The 17,248-nt window shown below is 69.6% G+C and carries 6 protein-coding genes and 1 pseudogene; 2 read left to right on the top strand and 5 right to left on the bottom strand.

What is annotated here, in order from left to right; genetic code table 11:
- Nucleotides 1-2 precede the first annotated feature (2 nt).
- From RF701_RS07470 to RF701_RS07450, 5 genes and pseudogenes are all read right to left on the bottom strand, one after another.
- Nucleotides 3-1,178: an HlyD family efflux transporter periplasmic adaptor subunit gene (locus RF701_RS07470; protein WP_308814572.1), complete on the bottom strand. Its 1,176-nt coding sequence runs from the start codon at nucleotides 1,176-1,178 to the stop codon at nucleotides 3-5.
- Nucleotides 1,175-3,328, bottom strand: a complete 2,154-nt coding sequence (locus tag RF701_RS07465; protein WP_308814571.1) for a type I secretion system permease/ATPase — start codon at nucleotides 3,326-3,328, stop codon at nucleotides 1,175-1,177. Before RF701_RS07465 ends, RF701_RS07470 begins: the two co-directional genes overlap by 4 nt.
- Nucleotides 3,325-4,638: a TolC family protein gene (locus RF701_RS07460; protein WP_308814570.1), complete on the bottom strand. Its 1,314-nt coding sequence runs from the start codon at nucleotides 4,636-4,638 to the stop codon at nucleotides 3,325-3,327. The genes RF701_RS07465 and RF701_RS07460 overlap by 4 nt, the downstream gene beginning before the upstream one ends.
- Nucleotides 4,639-4,759: 121 nt before the next feature.
- Nucleotides 4,760-12,418, bottom strand: a complete 7,659-nt coding sequence (locus RF701_RS07455; protein WP_308814569.1) for a BapA/Bap/LapF family large adhesin — start codon at nucleotides 12,416-12,418, stop codon at nucleotides 4,760-4,762.
- A 396-nt stretch (nucleotides 12,419-12,814) separates the two neighbouring features.
- Nucleotides 12,815-14,076, bottom strand: a pseudogene (locus RF701_RS07450) (FAD-dependent oxidoreductase).
- A 271-nt stretch (nucleotides 14,077-14,347) separates the two neighbouring features.
- Here RF701_RS07450 and RF701_RS07440 point away from each other — a divergent pair.
- Both RF701_RS07440 and RF701_RS07435 read left to right on the top strand, forming a co-directional pair.
- Nucleotides 14,348-15,445 carry a helix-turn-helix domain-containing protein gene (locus tag RF701_RS07440; RefSeq protein ID WP_308814566.1) on the top strand — a complete coding sequence of 366 codons (1,098 nt, stop codon included), beginning with the start codon at nucleotides 14,348-14,350 and terminating at the stop codon, nucleotides 15,443-15,445.
- Between the two features lie 83 nt (nucleotides 15,446-15,528).
- On the top strand, nucleotides 15,529-16,995 hold the full coding sequence (locus RF701_RS07435; RefSeq protein ID WP_308814565.1) for a S41 family peptidase: 1,467 nt from the start codon (nucleotides 15,529-15,531) through the stop codon (nucleotides 16,993-16,995).
- The last annotated feature ends 253 nt before the right edge of the window (nucleotides 16,996-17,248 follow it).

Genomic DNA, 17,248 nt, shown 5'->3' with positions numbered 1-17,248 from the left:
TCTCATCGTTCGCGCATCGCCTCGCGGGCGCGATTTAGCGGTTTCAGGAGATATTGGAGTACCGTCTTCGACCCGGTGTGGATGTCGACGGTGGCGATCATGCCGGGGACGATCGGGAAACGGTGTCCCATCTTGTTGACCAGCGCGTCCGACCGTGTGCGAACGAAGACGCGATAGTAATAGATTTCGGGATTGACCTCGTCGCGGATCGTGTCTGGCGAGATGCTGCTGACCTGACCTTCCAGTCCGCCGTAGATCGCATAATCGTAAGCGGTAATCTTGACGCTCGCACGCTGGCCGGGGCGGATGAAGGCGATATCGCGTGGCGAGACGCGCGCTTCGATCAGCAACCGGTCGTCGAGGGGCACGATCTCCATCACCTTGCCGTTGGGCGGGACGACGCCGCCGCGCGTTGACACCTCGATATTCTTGACGACGCCGCGCACGGGCGAGCGCAGCGTAAGGCGTTGCAGCGTATCGGAACGGCCGCGCACTACGGGCGCGAGCGCTTCCACTTCCTCGCTGACCTTGGCGAGATCCTGCCGCGCTTCGACCATATATTGCGAGCGCAGGTCCGATTTCTTGAGGTCGAGGTCGGCGCGCTGACGCTTGAGCCGCAGCACCTCGACATTGCTCGCCGCACCGACGGCAATGAGTGACTCGCCGATGCCGACCTCACGCCCGATCAGTGCGAGCGATTCGTCGATCAACCCGACCGATCCGTTGAGGCTGGCGCGCCGCGCGGCATAGAGGCGCTGCTGTTCCGCCTTGAGCTCCGGGTAGCGATCGAGCTCCGGAGAGAACCGCAAGGGAGTGCCGTTGACCTCAGCCTGCAGGCGCGCCTGGCTGGCGAGCGCGGCGCGATATTTGGCGGCGCTTTCCTCGACGGTCGACCCGGCCTGCGTCGGGTCGAGCTGCGCCAGCAACTGGCCCGGCCTGACGATGTCGTCCTGGCGCACCGCGAGCCTGGCGAGAATGCCGCCCTCCAGGGATTGGATCACTTGTTCGTGGCTGGTCGGCACAACGCGGCCGGTGCCGGTCGCCACCTCGTCGAGCGCGGCGAACCACGCCCAGCCGAGCGCGGTGACGAGCAGCGCCGCAACTACCCATAGCATGCGGCGGGCGGCGAGCAGGCGCGGCGCGCCTTCGTCTTCGAAGGGGATGGCAAGGGTGGTCATGCCGCCTGACTCCGTGCGGCGCCGCGCATCGTATCCAGCGCGGCGGACTTGGGTTGGTCGAGCAGGATGGTGCCCTGGTCGATGACGACCACGCGATCGGCAAGGTCGAGCACGCGCAGCCGGTGCGTTGCGACGACGACGGTGCGTCCGCGGCTCCAATCGCGAAAGCGGTCGATGAAATGGCGTTCCGCCGCCTCGTCCATCGCCGCAGTGGGTTCGTCGAGCAGGACCACCGACGGTCGGCGAATCAGGAGGCGCGCGAGCAGAAGCGCCTGGACCTGTCCGCCTGACAGGCCGCGCCCGCCCTCCAGCACGAGATGGTCGAGCCCGTCGCGCAGGCGACGGACGAAATCGGTCGCGCCGACCATTTCCAGCGCGTCCATGATCGCATCGGCGGAGGCGTGCGGCGCGCCCATCGTCAGATTGTCGCGCAGCGTGCCGTGGAACAGCCGGCTGTTCTGGGTCAGCAGGCCCACGTCGCGGCGCACGTCGGCCGGATCGATCTGGCCAAGCGCGAGGTCGTCGAGCAGTATCTCGCCGGAGGCCGGCTCAAGCATCCCCGAAAGGCCGGCGAGCAAGGTCGATTTGCCCGCGCCGTTGCGGCCGAGCAGCGCGATCGTCTCGCCCGCCGCGATCTCCAGCCGCGGCACGACCAAGGCAGGCGGCGTATCGGCGGCGTGCGCGAAGGCCGCGTCCCGCAAGCGATAGGCGCCGGCTACCGCGGGCAGCGCGATGCGGTGCGCGGCATCGGGGCTATCGACGGGCAGCGCCATGATCTGGTCAAGGCTCTGCGCCGCGACCTTGGCGTGCTGATAGCGGCCGAGCAGCTGGGCGACCTGCGCCATCGGCGCCATCATCCGCGAGGCGAGCATCGACGTCGCGACCAGTGCACCGGTGGTCACCTCGCCGGCGATCACCATCGGCGCGCCAACGAAGATCACTGCCGCGTAGACGCCGTTCTGCACGCTCTGCGCCCAGGTCGACAGGCGGCTGGTCAGGCTGCGCAGCCGCAATTGCGCCTCTCCCGCGACGGCATTGCAATGGTTCCACTGGCGCTGAAAGCGTTCCTCCGCCTGAAGCAGCTTGACGTCGTCGATGCCCTGCACCGCCTCGATCAGGAGCGCGTTGCGTAACGACGTCTCGCGCATTGATTCGGTCGCATGCGCGCGCAGCCGGCGCTGGGCGAGCAGGCTGGGTGCAAGCAGCGCCACCACCGCGGCGAGCGGCACCAGCGCCAGCACGCCGCCAATTCCGAACAGGATGACGAGGAACAGGAAGAAGAAGGGCAGGTCGGCGACCGCGGCGACGGTGGTGGAGGTCAGCATGTCGCGGACCTGGTCGAGGTCGCGCAGCTGCGCGATGAACGTGCCCGTCGAGGCGGGGCGGGCGCGGTTGCGCACGCGCAGCGCATGGCCGAACACCTGATCCGACAGGCGCAGGTCGGCGCGCTTGCCGAGCACGTCGGTGATCGTGACGCGCAACTGGCGGAGCAGATAGTCGAACCCGATCGCGAGCAGCACGCCAAGGAACAGGATGACGAGCGTCGGCATCGACTGCGCCGGGATGACGCGATCGTAGACCTGCATCGAGAACAGTACCCCGGCGAGGCCGAGCAGGTTGGACAGGACGGAGGCCAGCGCGATATGACCGTAGCCGCGCAGGTCCTGTGTGAGGATGCCGCGCAGCCAATGGTCCCGGTAGGGGCGGATATAGGTGTCGACGCGCATGTCGGCCGCGGCCCGCAACGGTCGCGGCACGACGATCCGCTCCGCGTCGCGCAACAGCGTCGCGAGCGGAAGCGACGACGGTGCGCCCGCCTCGCCGGCGAAGCAGACCGTCGCGCGTCCATCGGCGTCGATCGCGGGGATCAGCGCGATCTCGCCGTCGCGCAGACAGGCGATCACCGGCAGCCGCCAGCTCGTGAGCCGCGCGGCGGCCGGCGGCAGGAAGCGCACCGACAGGCCGGCGGCGCGGGCGACCGCGCGGATCCGCGCGTCGCCTTCATCGGTGTGTTCCCATTGCGCGGCGAGGCGCGCGCGCTGGTCGGACATCGGCAGGCGGTAATGGCGCGCGACCTGGCCGATCAGGTCGATCCACGCCTCGCCGTCGTCGATTGCCGTCGCCGGTGGCGGGAAGAACGGCGCGTTCACAGCGTCACCCCGCCGATCGCGGTCCCCGACAGGCCGAAGGCATCACGCGCGCGCCCCGAGTAATAGAGGCAATCGACCGCCAGCCGGCGGAGGTCATGCGTGGTGTTGACCGCATCGAAGCGCGCCTGCTGCAGTTCCTGTTCGGCATTGAGCAGGTCGACGAGCGTGCGCGTGCCCATGTCGAGATATTGCAGGCGGTAAAGCTTGCCGGTTTCGACCATGTTGGTTTGCCTCGCGGTGACGGTGATGAGCAGCCTTTCGAGGCTGGCGATCTGGCCGCGCGCTTCGGCGAGGCGCTGTTCGGCGTCGTTGCGTGCCTGACGGACGGCGGCATCGGCGGCATCGCGCGCATATTCAGCGCCGCGCACCCGCGCGCCCACCGCGTTGCCGCCGATCAGGTCGCGGGTGATGCTGAGGCCGAAACTATAGGCGCTGCGCCGCGACAAGGGACCGGTGACGTCGGCGCTGGCATCGCCGGCGAGCGCGATCGTCGGCAGGCGGTTGGCGCGGCTGCGGCGGAGGTCGGCGGCGGCCTGGTCGCGCTGCGCCTCTGCGCGCATCACGGCGGGGATGCGATCGTCGTCGCGCCGGCCGCCGGCGCAGCCGCGCATCAGGCGATCGGGAACGCCCGGATCGATCGTGGTCGGCGGCACCGGGCGGCCGAGCAGATAGGCAAGGTTGCTTGCCCAGCGGCGCCGTTCTGCCTCGATCTGGGCCAGCGTCGCCTCGGCGGCGGCAACGCGCGATTGGGCTTGCAGCGCGTCGGACTGGGTGGTCGCACCCTTGCTGAAGCGTTTCTCCACAAGCGCGCTGATTTCGCGGATGCGGGCGAGCTGCTCGGTCGCGATCGCGAAGAGCGCGGCGTTGCGCTGTGCCTCGACGATTGCATAGGCCGTGTCGCGGATCAGCCCGTCAACCGCGATCAGCACGTCCGCCTGGCCGATGCGGGTGCCGGCGCGCGCCGCCTCGACCGCGCTCGCCGTCTTGCCGAAATCGTAGAGCATCTGCGACCCCGACACTTGCGGGCGTGGCCGCCAGTCGGCGCCGAGCCGGTTGTCGTAGCCGCTGCCTATCCCTGCGCCGATCCGCGGGAGATAGCCCGCGCGCGCCACCGTCACCGCCTCGCCGGCGGCGTTGAAGCTGGCGACCGATTGGGGGATGGCCGGATGCCAGGCAAGCGCCTGATGGACGGCGGCGTCGAGGGTGAGCGGGGCGGCAGGATCGGCGCCATGAGCCGCTGTGGCGACGGCGGTGCAGGCGGCGACCATGGCGGGCAGGCGCCGCCGCCGCCCGTCGAACAGGCGTATCATGCGGGTAAGGTTCCTTTTCCTCTGGCCCGGAAGTTGCGCGTAAGTGACTTAAAGATCGGGAAAGACAGGCTGGAGATGGCGGCATCTCCAGCCCGGGATCGACTCCGGAAACGGATCGATGTCACGCTGCGTGCAGCGTCACGAGCCGATCGTGATCCGGGTCCGCGGGGACGATATAGGCAAGCGGATCCTCGGGCAGCGTCGCCACGGCGGTCTCCACCGCCGGAGTCGGCGGCGCGGCCTCCGCGGGTGCGACCGGGGCGGCATGGTCGGTGGCACCCTGCGCATCGAGGAACCGGCCGAGCAGGTCGTGAACGGTCGCCTGATCGTCGAGATCCACCGTCAGCGCCGACGCGGTAGCGTGCGACACGGGCGAGGGCGCGAGCGGTGCGGCCATGCCGAGGGCCATGACATCCGTGTCCGGCACCGCGAAGGCGATGGGTTCGGTGATGCCTGCCGTGGCGGGCAGGACCGGCGTGGCGCCGTTGTTGATGTCCACCGCGATGTCGATCTGCGCGGTGGCGATGGTGCCGTTCGGCTGCACGATCTGATAGGTGAAGCTGTCCACCGGATCGGCCACGGCATAGGCCAGCGTCGTACTTGGCTGGTAGGTGTAATGACCGGCCGCGTCGACGGTCAGGCTGCCGTACGTGCCCGCGATCGTCAGCGGGGAGTCGGGCACTTCGACGAACGCTCCGCCATGCGCGACCTGCAATGCGAAGAAGGCGCTGCCCGTTGCATCGTTGGCTAGGAGGTCGCCCTGCACCGGCGTGGTGCCGGTCAGCTGGTGCTGGTCGAAATGCGTTACCGTCTGGCCGATGTAGACGCCGGTGTCATATTGGCCGCTCAGCACGTGTGTCGACGAGACGGTGTAGGTGTACGATCCCGACGTCAGGTTGGGCAGCGTCACCGACACGCCGGTCCCGCCGAGCACGGGCAGTCCGGCGACGGCGGTGAGCGTCTGGTTGAGGATCTGGACGCCCTGCGGATTGGTGACGGTGATGGTGTAGCTGGGCAGCAGGCTGATCCCCGTTTGCGCCACGGCGGACAGGGTCACCGTGGAGGCGCTGTTCGCGTCTACGGTGAACGTGTGGGTGACGCTGCCGGTCTGCGGCGTGACGCCGGCAACAGGGGTGGTGAAGACCCGGTCCTGGAACGGGGCGACCGTCTCGACGACGTTCGCGAAGGTCGCAGCGGCGATCGCGGTATCGTGGCTGGCGACCGGTGCCGCAGCGATCTCCGGGCTGCCGATCGCGATCGACAGGTTGGCGCGTTCGACCTCTCCGTCGCTCAGGTCGATCAGTTGGTAGGTGAAGACGTCGGTCTTGCCGATCGCGGCGGCATTGGCATCTGCCGTATAGGTGTACGACCCATCGCGGTTGATCACCAGCTTGCCCCAGGCACCGTCGACGACGGTGCCGTCCCTCGTTACCGCCGTGGTGACGCCACCGACCGTGACGCTGGCCACGACCGTCTGCGGGCTGACCACGTCGACCGCGCCGCCGGGGCCGGGATCGGTGACGACGTTGCCGGCGATCGTCCCGGGCAGCGCGATCGCCTGCGTGAAGTCGCTGTCGACGCCGGTAGCGGACAGACCGCCAAGCAATCCGACGCCCGCCGTGCCGTCGAAGGTGACAAAGGCGCGATACTGGCCGGCCGCCAGCGCTTCGTTGGCGATGAGGTTGCCGTCGAGCAGCCGCACGTCCAGCGTCGTGCTGGTGCCGGTGCCGTCCACCGCGACCCAGCGGCTGCCGTCAAACCGCTGCACCACCACCGCATAGCCGGAAAGCGCACCGATGCTCAGCGTCGCATCATAGGTGAAGGTCGCATCCAGCGTGTGGCCGGCGGCGACGGTGAATCCGATGCTGGGCACCGCCAGCACCTGCGCGTCCAGATTGAGCGCGCCCAGTGACACCAAAGCGAGGTAGGAGGCGCCGCCGAGCGTACGGTCGGCCTGCACCGGCTCCAGCGTAATCGACGCGGTGGCAGCGTTGTCGAACGCGGTGATGTCGAACGGCGCGGTGAGCCCGACCGCGCCCGACTGATTGCCGGCGGGATCGCGCTGGTCGACCGTCAGTGCTTCGCCGGCGACCTGCGGCGTCGGCAACGTGATCGCATAGCCGCCACCGGCGCTGACCGGTCCCGTCGCGATGACGGTGCCGGCGGCATCGCGGACCTCGACTGTCGCGCCGGGTTCGCCGGTGCCACTGATGACTGCACCCGCCGTATCGATTGCGGCGGTCGGCAGCGCCGGCGGCGTGATGTCCGGCGCGAGCGCGGCGACAGCCGGCGAGACGTTGCCCGCCGCATCCGCCTGTGTGACGATCACCGTCTCGCCATTGGCCTGCGGTGTCGCTAGCGTCGCGGTGTAGGTGCCGTCGGCGCCGACCAGCGCGGTGCCGATCACGGCGCCGGACGCATCGGCGACGCTGATGGTCGCGCCCGCCTCGCCCGTGCCGGTCACGACGGTGCCGTCCCGCCCGACCGCGGCGATCGGTGCGAACGGCGCGGTGATGTCGGGCGCCAGCGCCGCCACCGGCGCGGAAACGTTGCCGGCGGCGTCAGCCTGCGTCACCTGCACCGTTTGGCCGTTGAGTTGCGGCGCGGTCAGCGTTGCCGAATAGGTGCCGTTGGCGGCGACCGTGGCGGTGCCGATCGGATTGCCGGCGGTGTCGCGGATCGTGACAGCGGCGCCGGCCTCGCCCAGCCCCGCGACGATCAGACCCGTCCCGTCCACCGCCGCGGTCAGCCCGACCGGCGCGGTGATGTCAGGCGCGAGCGCCGTCGTTTCGGGGGAGACGTTGCCCGCCGCATCGGCCTGGGTCAGCCGCAGCGTTTCGCCATTCGCCTGCGCGGGCGTGAGGGGCGCGGCGAAGCTGCCGTCGGCGGCGACCAGCGCCGTGGCAAGCACCGTTCCATCGGGTGCGCGGATGGTGACGGTGGCGCCGGCCTCGCCGGTGCCGCTGAGGATGCTGCCGTCGGCATTGACCGTGCCGATCGGTGCGAGCGGCGCGGTGATGTCGGGCGCCAGCGCCGGAACGGGCGCGGAGACATTACCGGCCGCGTCCGCCTGCGTGACTTGTACGGTCTGCCCGTTGACCTGGGGGACGGTCAGCGTCGCCATGTATGTGCCGTTGGCGGCGACCGTCGTGGTGCCGATGGTGGCGCCTCCCGCATCGCGGATCACGACACTTGCACCGGCCTCGCCGACGCCCGCGACGATGGTCCCGCTCGCATCGACGATCGCGGTAAGACCGGTCGGCGCGGTGATGTCGGGGGCAATGACGGTGACGGCCGGCGAGACGTTACCCGCCGCATCGGCCTGCGTCACACGCAGCGTCTCGCCGTTCGCCTGCGGCGTCGCGAGCGTCGCGGTGTAGCTGCCGTCGCCCGAGACGACCCCGGTGGCGACGATCGCACCGCCGGCGTCACGAATCGTGACGGTCGCGCCTGGTTCGCCGGTCCCGCCGATCGTCGTGCCGTCCGCTCCGACAAGGCCGGTGGGTGCGGCAGGGGCGGTGATGTCGGGAGCGGTCGCGACCGTCGTCGGCGAAACGTTGCCCGCTGCATCCGCCTGCGTGACCTGCACCTGCTCGCCGTTCGCCTGCGCGGTGGTGAGGACGGCGGTGTAGCTGCCGCCTGCGCCTACCGTCGCGGTGCCAATCGGGGTGCCGGCGGCATCGCGGATGGTCACGGTCGCCCCTGGCTCACCGGTGCCGATAACCACGGTGCCCGTACTTTCGACCGTGGCGGTCGGCGCGGCGGGGGCGGTGAGGTCGGGGGCGGTCGCGGCGGCGGTTGGAGAGACGTTCCCCGCGGCATCTGCCTGCGTGATCGTCAGCGCCTCGCCATTGACCTGCGCGGTGGTCAACGCCGCGACGTAGCTGCCGTCCGCCGCGACGACCCCGGTGCCGATCGCTGCGCCGGTGGCGTCGCGAACGGTGACGGTGGCGCCCGGTTCGCCGGTGCCGGTCACCGCCAAGCCATCCGCCGCGACGATCGCAGCGGGGGCGGCAGGTGCGGTGAAGTCCGGCGCGACGATAGGCGCGGCAGGCGAAATGTTGCCCGCCGCATCCGCCTGCGTCACGCTCAGCGCCTCGCCGTTGGCACGTGCCGCGTCGAGCACCGTGGCATAAGCGCCGTTCGCACCGACTACCGTTGTGGCGATCACCACGCCGCCCGCATCGGTGACACGTACGGTCGCGCCGGCTTCGCCGGTGCCGGTGACGATCTGGCCGCCCGTATCGATCGCCGCGGTGGGTGCGGCGGGTGCAGTGAGGTCGGGCGCGATCGCGATGGCCGGGGGCGAGACGTCCCCTTCTGCATCCGCCTGCGTCACGCGCACGGTCTCGCCGTTGAGCTGCGCCGGCGCGAGCGGTGCGGCATATGTACCGTTCCCATCGACGATGGCGGTCCCGATCACGACGCCGCCCGGACCGCGCACCGTGATCGTCGCGCCCGCCTGGCCGGTGCCCGTTACGATGGTGCCGGTCGCGTCCACTACCGCGGTGGGCGCCGGAGGTGAATCGTTGAGCACCAGATCGGGGGCGAGCGCCGTCCCTGTTGGCGAGACGTTGCCGGCGGCATCCGCCTGGGTGAGTGTCAGCAGTTCGCCATTGACCTGCGCCGGGACGAGCGGCGCGGTGAACTGGCCCACGGCATCGACCGTCACCGTGGCGATGACGACCCCGATCGGATCGGTAATCGTCACGGTCGCGCCCGCCTCGCCGGTGCCTGACAACTGCGTGCCGTCGCCGCTTACCGTGCCGACCGGAGCGGCCGGTGCAGTCAGATCGGGCGCGGTGAGCGGCGTCGCAGGCGACGGATTGCCGGCGGCATCCGCCTGCGTCACGCTCAGAGCCTGACTGTCGATCTGCGGCGTGGTCAGGACCACGGTGTAGGCGCCGCGGGCGTTGGCGGTCGCGGTGCCGATCGTCGCGCCGCCGGCGTCGCGCACGGTAATCGTCGCGCCTGCCTCTCCGCTGCCGGTGACAAATGCGCCGGTCGCGTCGAGCGCGGCGACGGGGGCCGCGGGCGGGGTGATGTCTGGCGCCGCGGCGGTCGCGGGCTGGGAGACGTTGCCCGCCGCATCCGACTGCGTCGCGATGACGGTGCCGCCGTTTGCCTGTGCCGGCGTCAGCTGCACGGTGAACTGCCCGTCCGCCCCGATGGTGGCGCTGCCGAGCGACGTGCCTGCGGCGTCGGTAACGGTGACTGTCGCACCAGGTTCGCCCGTACCCGCGGCGCTGGCGCCATCAGCGCCGACCGACAGGCTGGGCGCAGCGGGAGCGGTTAGATCGGGCGCGACCGCGCTGGCAGGCAGGGAGGCGTTGCCCGCCGCGTCGGCCTGCACCACGCTCACCGTCTCGCCGTTGACTAGCGGCGTGGCGAGCGGCGCGGCGTAGGTGCCGTTGATCGTCACCGTCGCGGTGCCGATCGGCGCGCCGGTCACGTCACGGATGACGACGCTGGCGCCGGGCTCGCCGGTTCCCATCACGACGGCGCCGCTCGCGTCGATCATCGCGGTGGGGACCGCGGGCGCGGTGAGGTCGGGCGCAGTGAGCGCGACGCCGGGCGAGCCGTTGCCGGCCGGGTCGGCTTGCACCACGGAGAGCGGCTGGCTGTCGATCTGCGCGGGGGACAGCGGGGCGGCATAGCTGCCGTCGGCTGCGACGGTTGCGCTGCCGATCACCGTCCCGGCCGCGTCGCGCACGGTGACGGTGGCGCCCGGCTCGCCGGTGCCGGTCACCTGCGTGCCGTCGGCAGTGATGGTGGCGAGTGGCGCAGCGGGGGCGGTAAGGTCTGGCGCGACGGCAGTGGATGGCGTGGAAACGTTGCCCGCGGCGTCGCTCTGCCGCACCTCGAACGTTTCGCCGTCGCGCTGTGCCGGCATCAGTACGGCGGTGTAGCGGCCGTCCGTGCCGACCGTCGCCGTCGCGACCGTCGCGCCGGCGGGCGTGGTGACCGAGATGCTCGCACCCGGTTCGCCGGTGCCGCTGATGGTGATACCGTCCGCGGCGATCGTCGCGACCGGCGCCGCGGGTGCGGTCAGGTCGGGGGCGGTGACCGCCACCGCGGGTGAGGCGTTGCCGGCGGGGTCGACCTGGCTGACGTTGAGCGACTGGCTGTCGATCTGCGGCGTGGACAGCGTGACGGCATAGCTGCCATCGGCGGCGACGGTCGCGCTGCCGATCGCTGTCCCGGCGACGTCGCGCACGGTGACGGTCGCGCCGGCCTCGCCGCTGCCGGTCACCTGCGTACCATCGATCGAGATGGTGGCGGCCGGCGCAGCGGGTGCGGTCAAGTCGGGCGCGACGGCCGTCGATGGTGCCGAGCTAATGCCGGTCGGGTCGACTTGGCGAACCTCGATGGTTTCGCCGTTGCGCTGCGGCTGGGTGAGGACGGCGGTATAGCTGCCGTCGGTCCCGACCGTGCCGGTGCCGATGGTGGCGCCAGCCGGGGTCGTGACCGTCACGCTGGCGCCCGGTTCGCCGGTACCGCTGACCGTGGTGCCGTCGGCCGATACGGTCGCGACGGGCGCGGCGGGGGCGGTGATGTCCGGCGCCGCCACCGTCACCGGCGTCGACATATTGCCCGCCGGATCGGCCTGCACGACGGTGACCGTGCCCCCGTTCGCCTGCGCCGGCGACAGGGGCAGCGTGATGCTGCCATCCGCACCCACCGAGCCGGTACCGAGCACCGTGCCATCGGGGCCGCGCGCGGTGACCGTCGCACCGGGCTCGCCGCGGCCGGTCACGACGCTGCCGTCCGGTGCGATCGTCACGACAGGCGCGGCCGGGGCGACCAGATCGGACGTCGGCAGCGCGGTTGCGGGAGACACGTTGCCAGACGCATCTGCCTGCGTCACCGACAACGTGCTGCCTGCGACCTGGGGCGAGGCGAGGGTCACCGCATAGCTGCCGTTCGTGCCCACCACCGCAGTGCCGAGCACCGTGCCCGCGGCATCGGCGACGCGAACGGTCGCGCCCGCTTCGCCCGTCCCGGTGATCACGATCCCGGCGGCGTCGATCGCCGCCGTCGGGGCTGCCGGGGCCGTCAGATCGGGTGCCACTGCGGTTGCGGGTGGCGAGACGTTGCCGGCGGCGTCCGCCTGCGTGACGGAGACGGCCTCGCCATTGGTGCGAGGCTGGTCGAGCGTGACGCTATAGCTGCCGTTCGCGCCGACCGTGCCAGAGCCGATCAGCGCGCCGGCGGCATTGCGGACCTGGATCGCCGCGCCTGCTTCGCCGGTGCCGGAGACGCTGGTGCCATCGCGCGTGAAGGTCGCGGTCGGTCGATCCGGCGGCGTGGAATCGACCACGCCGCCCGACGCACCGACGTCGCGCGTTCCGCCGCCGCCGCCCGCCAGCGCGGCTGCAAGGCCGCCGGCGCCGGCAAGGCCGAGCACCGCGGGCAGCACGAAGGAACCGCCGCCGCCACCGTCGCCCGACGCCGCGACGGCGGTCAGATCCTGCACATCGTGCAGAAGCGAAAAGCGCGCCGCCCCCGTTTCGGCGGGATGCGCGAGCCAGAGACTGCCGTCGCCGTCGCGAAGCACCAGATCGTTGGGAGCCGCTTGCGCTTGCCGGTAGAAGTCGCCGATGCGGACACGTTCGCCGTCGGCGAGCACCAGGATCAGATCGTTGCCGTCGCGCTCGAACGCCGCGATGTCGGTCCGCGCCAGATCGACCCGGACGATACTGGGCGTCGTCAGGCTGACGACGCTGCCATCGACCGTATTTGTCCGGCCCGTTGCCTTGTCGACGATCTCGATCTTCATGGCTCGTGTCTCCCCATGCACACTATATGCTCGCGCCGAGCGCGTGATATTCATGTATCCGGTCCGGCCTAACTGGGCCCTCAGCGGCTACTATCCCGAAGTCAGAAAATCACATGGGGGATCGTCGGCTCCGATACTTCCGAATTCGGAGTCAATTGTACGTGTGCCGTCGGGATGTTGTCGGTTAGCTAAGTCACGAGACGCAGAAAGGGCGAAAGAATGGCGAATACCGAATATCTGTTTCGACGCTTGCGCTCGGAACGTCGGCTGGCGCGGCGCGCGAGAACGACGGAGGCGTGCATCGCGCATCGTCAACTGGCGGAGCTATATGCCGACCAGATCGCGGCACTGGGCGGCGGAGACGGAAACACGTTCTGGTTCGGCCGGCGCTGGTGGCTATCTTGCTTTCGCCGCTGACGCGCGACCACCGATAGCGCGAGCTGTGGATGCGGTGGCTCGCTGACCAAATAACGGCTTCAGCGGATGGCCGATAAGGCCGCTGACCATGGCCGCCTGGATTCGGGTGGCAGGCCAGAGTTTCGACAACGGCCCGACAATCCGGTCGCGCATGAACGGGAGCGTTCGGCTGTCGGACTGGTAGACGGGGGTGAACAGCGCGGTCAGCGCCTGATACAGATGGACGTGCCGCCGGCGCATCGCGACCGCCAAGCCGAGCGCGGTTGCGACATCCGGCGATCGCCGCAAGGCCAGCGCCAGGGCATAGGCGTCGAGCAGCGCCATGTTCGCGCCCTGGCCCAATTGCGGACTGGCCGAATGCCAGGCGTCCCCGATGTGGATCATACCCGTTTCCGCGGGCGTCGATAGCGTGCGATGCGCATAACGGGCAAAGGTAAGGTGATCGGCCGATCGGATCTGGTCGAGCAATCCTCGCGCTGCCGGCCATAGGGTGGACACCTCGGCCTTCCAGGCATCCAGGCCTGCCGCCTGCCACGCGGCCAGACGATCCGCGCGCAACGACCAGAACAGCGCGGCCTGTTGGCGCGGGGCGCCGGGAAACCGCCCGATGGGCAGGACGCCGATCATCACGCTCGCCCGCCGGTAGCGCTGTTCGAGTGCGGCGGGGTCGAAACTGGCATCTGTGGGCCAGTCCAACGTGCCCCAGAGCGCACCATAGGCCAGTTTGCGACCGCAGGGCGGCGCCAGCGGCGTCCGCGTGCCCAGCGCGTCGACGATCAGATCAAACGGCCCGATGCAGCGACCGCCCTGTTGCAGCAGCGACCGGCGGTCGTCTGCTGCCGCTTCGCTTCCTATTACCGCGCAGCCGGTCTCGATCGCGATCCGCTCGGCTGCGACGGCTTCGTGCAGCATCGCGAACAGGGTCGCGCGGTGGACGCGATGCCAAACCCCGCGTCTTTGCCGAGCGCGGCATAGCGGACATCGAGTACGACCCGGCCGCTGCTTCCTGCCTCGCCGTGGAGGCGATCGATGCGCGCACCGTGGTCACGCAGCGTGTCGGCCAGCCCGAGCTCGCGCAGGACGGCAAAGCCGGTCGGCTGGATCATGAGTCCCGACCCCACCGGGCGCGGCGCATCGAACCGCTCGAACAGCGTGACATGGTGACCGTCGCGGTGCAGCAGCAGCGCCGTGGCGAGGCCCGCCGGGCCACAACCGGCTATGGCAATGTGAAGGCGCTGCATCGCGCCACCCTAACCAAGGTCGGGCGTGGCGGCATCCTCTTTGATGTCGGTGAGGGCCACAGCCCGCTCGATACCAATCGCGTTCAGGAAGCGGGCGTCGTGGCTGACCACGTGCGGCGCTCCGTTTCCCGCGCTCCCGCCGTCTGCGACGGAGACAAATGACACGTTCGAGAGGCGGGAAGCGGCGTCTGGACGCCGCTTTCGCATGCGAGCGATCAGTTTTCATGCGTCGGCCGCTAGCGCTTGGCGGCCGTGAGGTTACGCTGAGCCGATGGATCTGGTCTTCGGATGGCGCACGGCAGTCCTCGCGGTAGCGGCGGCGATCCTGCTGCCGCTGGCGGCGGGGCTTTGGATCTCTCTGCGCAACCGGCCGGCATCGCGCACGCTCGCGGCACTCCTGGTCGTCATGACCGGCGTCTTCGTCCCTTGGCTGATCGGGTTCGCCGGCTTTTACGATCGGTGGTGGTGGCTAACCTACGCACCCTTCTCCAACGCGCTCCTCGTACCGCCGCTGCTCTACCTACATGCATTCGCTTTGGTGTACGGTCGCTGGCCAGCTTTGGCCTGGCGGCATCTGCTCCCCGGCGCGGTCCAGTTCACTTACCAGACCGCCGCTTTCCTGCTGCCGACGCCGCTAAAGCACCGCTGGGCGGACCTCGCCTTCACAGCCGGGGACATGATCGCCGCGCTGCTGCTGGCGATCAGCTTCGTCGTCTACGGCGTCTGGATCATTCGCCTGCTCCGCCGTTACCGCCTCGCCCTGTCGCAGGAGCGTAGCGACGACGCGCGGTTCGCGACCGCCTGGCTGACGCATGCCGCCACCGCCTATCCGCTGTTGGCGATCGTCTGGGCGGGCTGGTTGCTCGTCGATGCGGCGATACCGCTCGGCTATACCGGATTGATGCCGCTCTACGCGGCCGTCGCGGGGTTCGCGCTGTATCTCGGCATCGCCGGCTGGCGCTTCCTTGTTCTGCCGTTCCCGACGCTCGACGCGCTGCGGATACCCGAGATATCCTCGCTCCCGGGGCGGGACTGGCAGGCACAGGGACTGGAATGGGCGGGGCGCACGCGGGAGGGGGGCTGGCACCGCGACGACGAGCTGACGTTGCGCCGCTTGGCCGCCTTGCTGGCAACCAATGAGAGCTATCTGTCGCGCGCACTCAACGAAGGGTTGGGCACTGGATTTTCCGCTTTCGTCAACGGCCTGAGATGTGAGGATGTCGCCGCCGCGCTGGCGGCAGGCGATCCGCGCCCGCTGCTCGTGATTGCGCTCGACGCCGGGTTCGCGTCAAAGGCCAGCTTCAACCGTGCCTTTCAGCGACGCTACGGCCGATCGCCGAGCGCCTATCGGGCGTCTCACAAACCATAGATTGCCGGCGATCCGCGATATTGAGGCGACCGCCTCACCCCGGGCGACCATGATGGCTCGTCACGTCATTCGCAGGAGTCGTCATGATCGTCTCGTCAATGTCGCGCCGGGCAGTTCTCGGCAGCTTCAGTGCCGCAATCGCCCCCCATGCGCTGTTTGCTCGGACGACGCCTGGCGCGCCGCTTCTCCGGCCAACCGACATGCGTGCGGACGTCGCGCTGTTGCGGCGGGCCTATGGCGCGCTTCACCCGGGTCTGCTGCGTTACAATTCCGCGGCGAAGATGGAGGGGCGCTTCGATGCGCTTGAAGCGGCGCTCGCTGCGCCGATGTCGCTGCGCACCTTCTACCTGACGCTATCGCGCGCCCTCGCGACGGTGCGCTGCGGCCACACTTATGCCAACTTCTACAACCAGCGAAGCGAGGTGGCAGCCGCCTTGTTCGAAGCGCCCGACCGGCTGCCGTTCGACTTCCTCTGGCTTGGCAACGCGATGATCGTCACCGCCGATCCATTCGCGATCGGGATCAAGCCGGGCAGCCGCATCGTCGCGATCGACGGGCGGCAGGCGAGCGCGGTGCTGGCCGCGCTGCTCCCATTCGCTCGAGCGGACGGTCATAATGACGCCAAGCGCCGACGGCTTCTCTCCGTTCAGGGCGACGATCGGTACGAGACGTTCGACATCTTCTTTTCGCTGCTGTTCGGACGGGAACGCTATCGACTGGTGGTCGATGATCCGGACGGCCGGCGGCGCACCACGACGGTCGCGGCGGTAACATTGGCGCAGCGCCGTGCCAGTGCGCACGCTGGCGTCGACGTGAAGGGCGACAAGCCGGTTTGGACGATCGAGCGACGCGGCGATGCCGCGCTGCTGTCGATGCCCAATTGGGGACTCTACGACAGCCAATGGGACTGGCGGGGCTGGCTCAATCAGGCGATCGATCGGCTGGTTATCGAACGGGTGCCGCGTCTGGTCGTCGACCTGCGCGCGAACGAGGGCGGGCTCGACTGCGGCAATGCGCTGGCGGAGCGGCTGGTGATGCGCCCGACGGCGTTCGAGGAGGTCCAGCGGCTGGTTCGCTACCGCACCGTGCCGGAGGACCTGAAGCCCGTACTCGACACATGGGACCGCAGCTTCGACCACCTCGGCGAGAATGCGACCCGCGTCGACGATCGCTTCTATCGGCTCGATGCGACGGGTGACCGAGTGGATCCGATCAGTCCGCACGGAACGCGCTATAAAGGCGATGTCCGCATCTTGATCGGGCCGCAAAACAGCTCGGCGACCTTCCAGTTCGCCGACTTCGTACGGCGAAACCGGCTTGCGACGCTGATCGGCGAGCCGACCGGCGGCAACCGGCGTGGGATCAACGGCGGATGCTTCTACTTCCTGCGCTTGCCGGCAACCGGATTGGAGGCAGACCTTCCGTTGATCGGACGGTTCCCGACGACGCCACAACCCGATCAAGGCGTAGTGCCGGACATCTCGCTACCGCTCTCGCGCGCCGACCTCATCTCGGGAACCGATCGACAGTTGCGGTTCGCGCTGGCGTGAGGCTGGCGACGAACCGCGCCCGCCTCTGTTACGAATGAACGTGCGGACGTTGGGGCCAATGACCAGCGGTGAACGAGCGACGATGGGTCATCGGGGCAAAAGGGGTCGGCTGCATTGTCAGGCGCGTCCGACAGTCCGTTGATCGGCATGGCCATATGTCGGCGCGACTATCCCCGCCTCCGGTGCGTCGGCTCTTTCGCGCTCGGCCTCGTAACGCCCGAACAGAGGATGTCCGCCCGGACGATCCCGGCCC

Source organism: Sphingomonas sp. GV3 (genome assembly GCF_031082075.1).
Taxonomy (GTDB): domain Bacteria; phylum Pseudomonadota; class Alphaproteobacteria; order Sphingomonadales; family Sphingomonadaceae; genus Sphingomonas; species Sphingomonas beigongshangi.
This window is presented reverse-complemented; position numbering and strand designations above follow the sequence as displayed.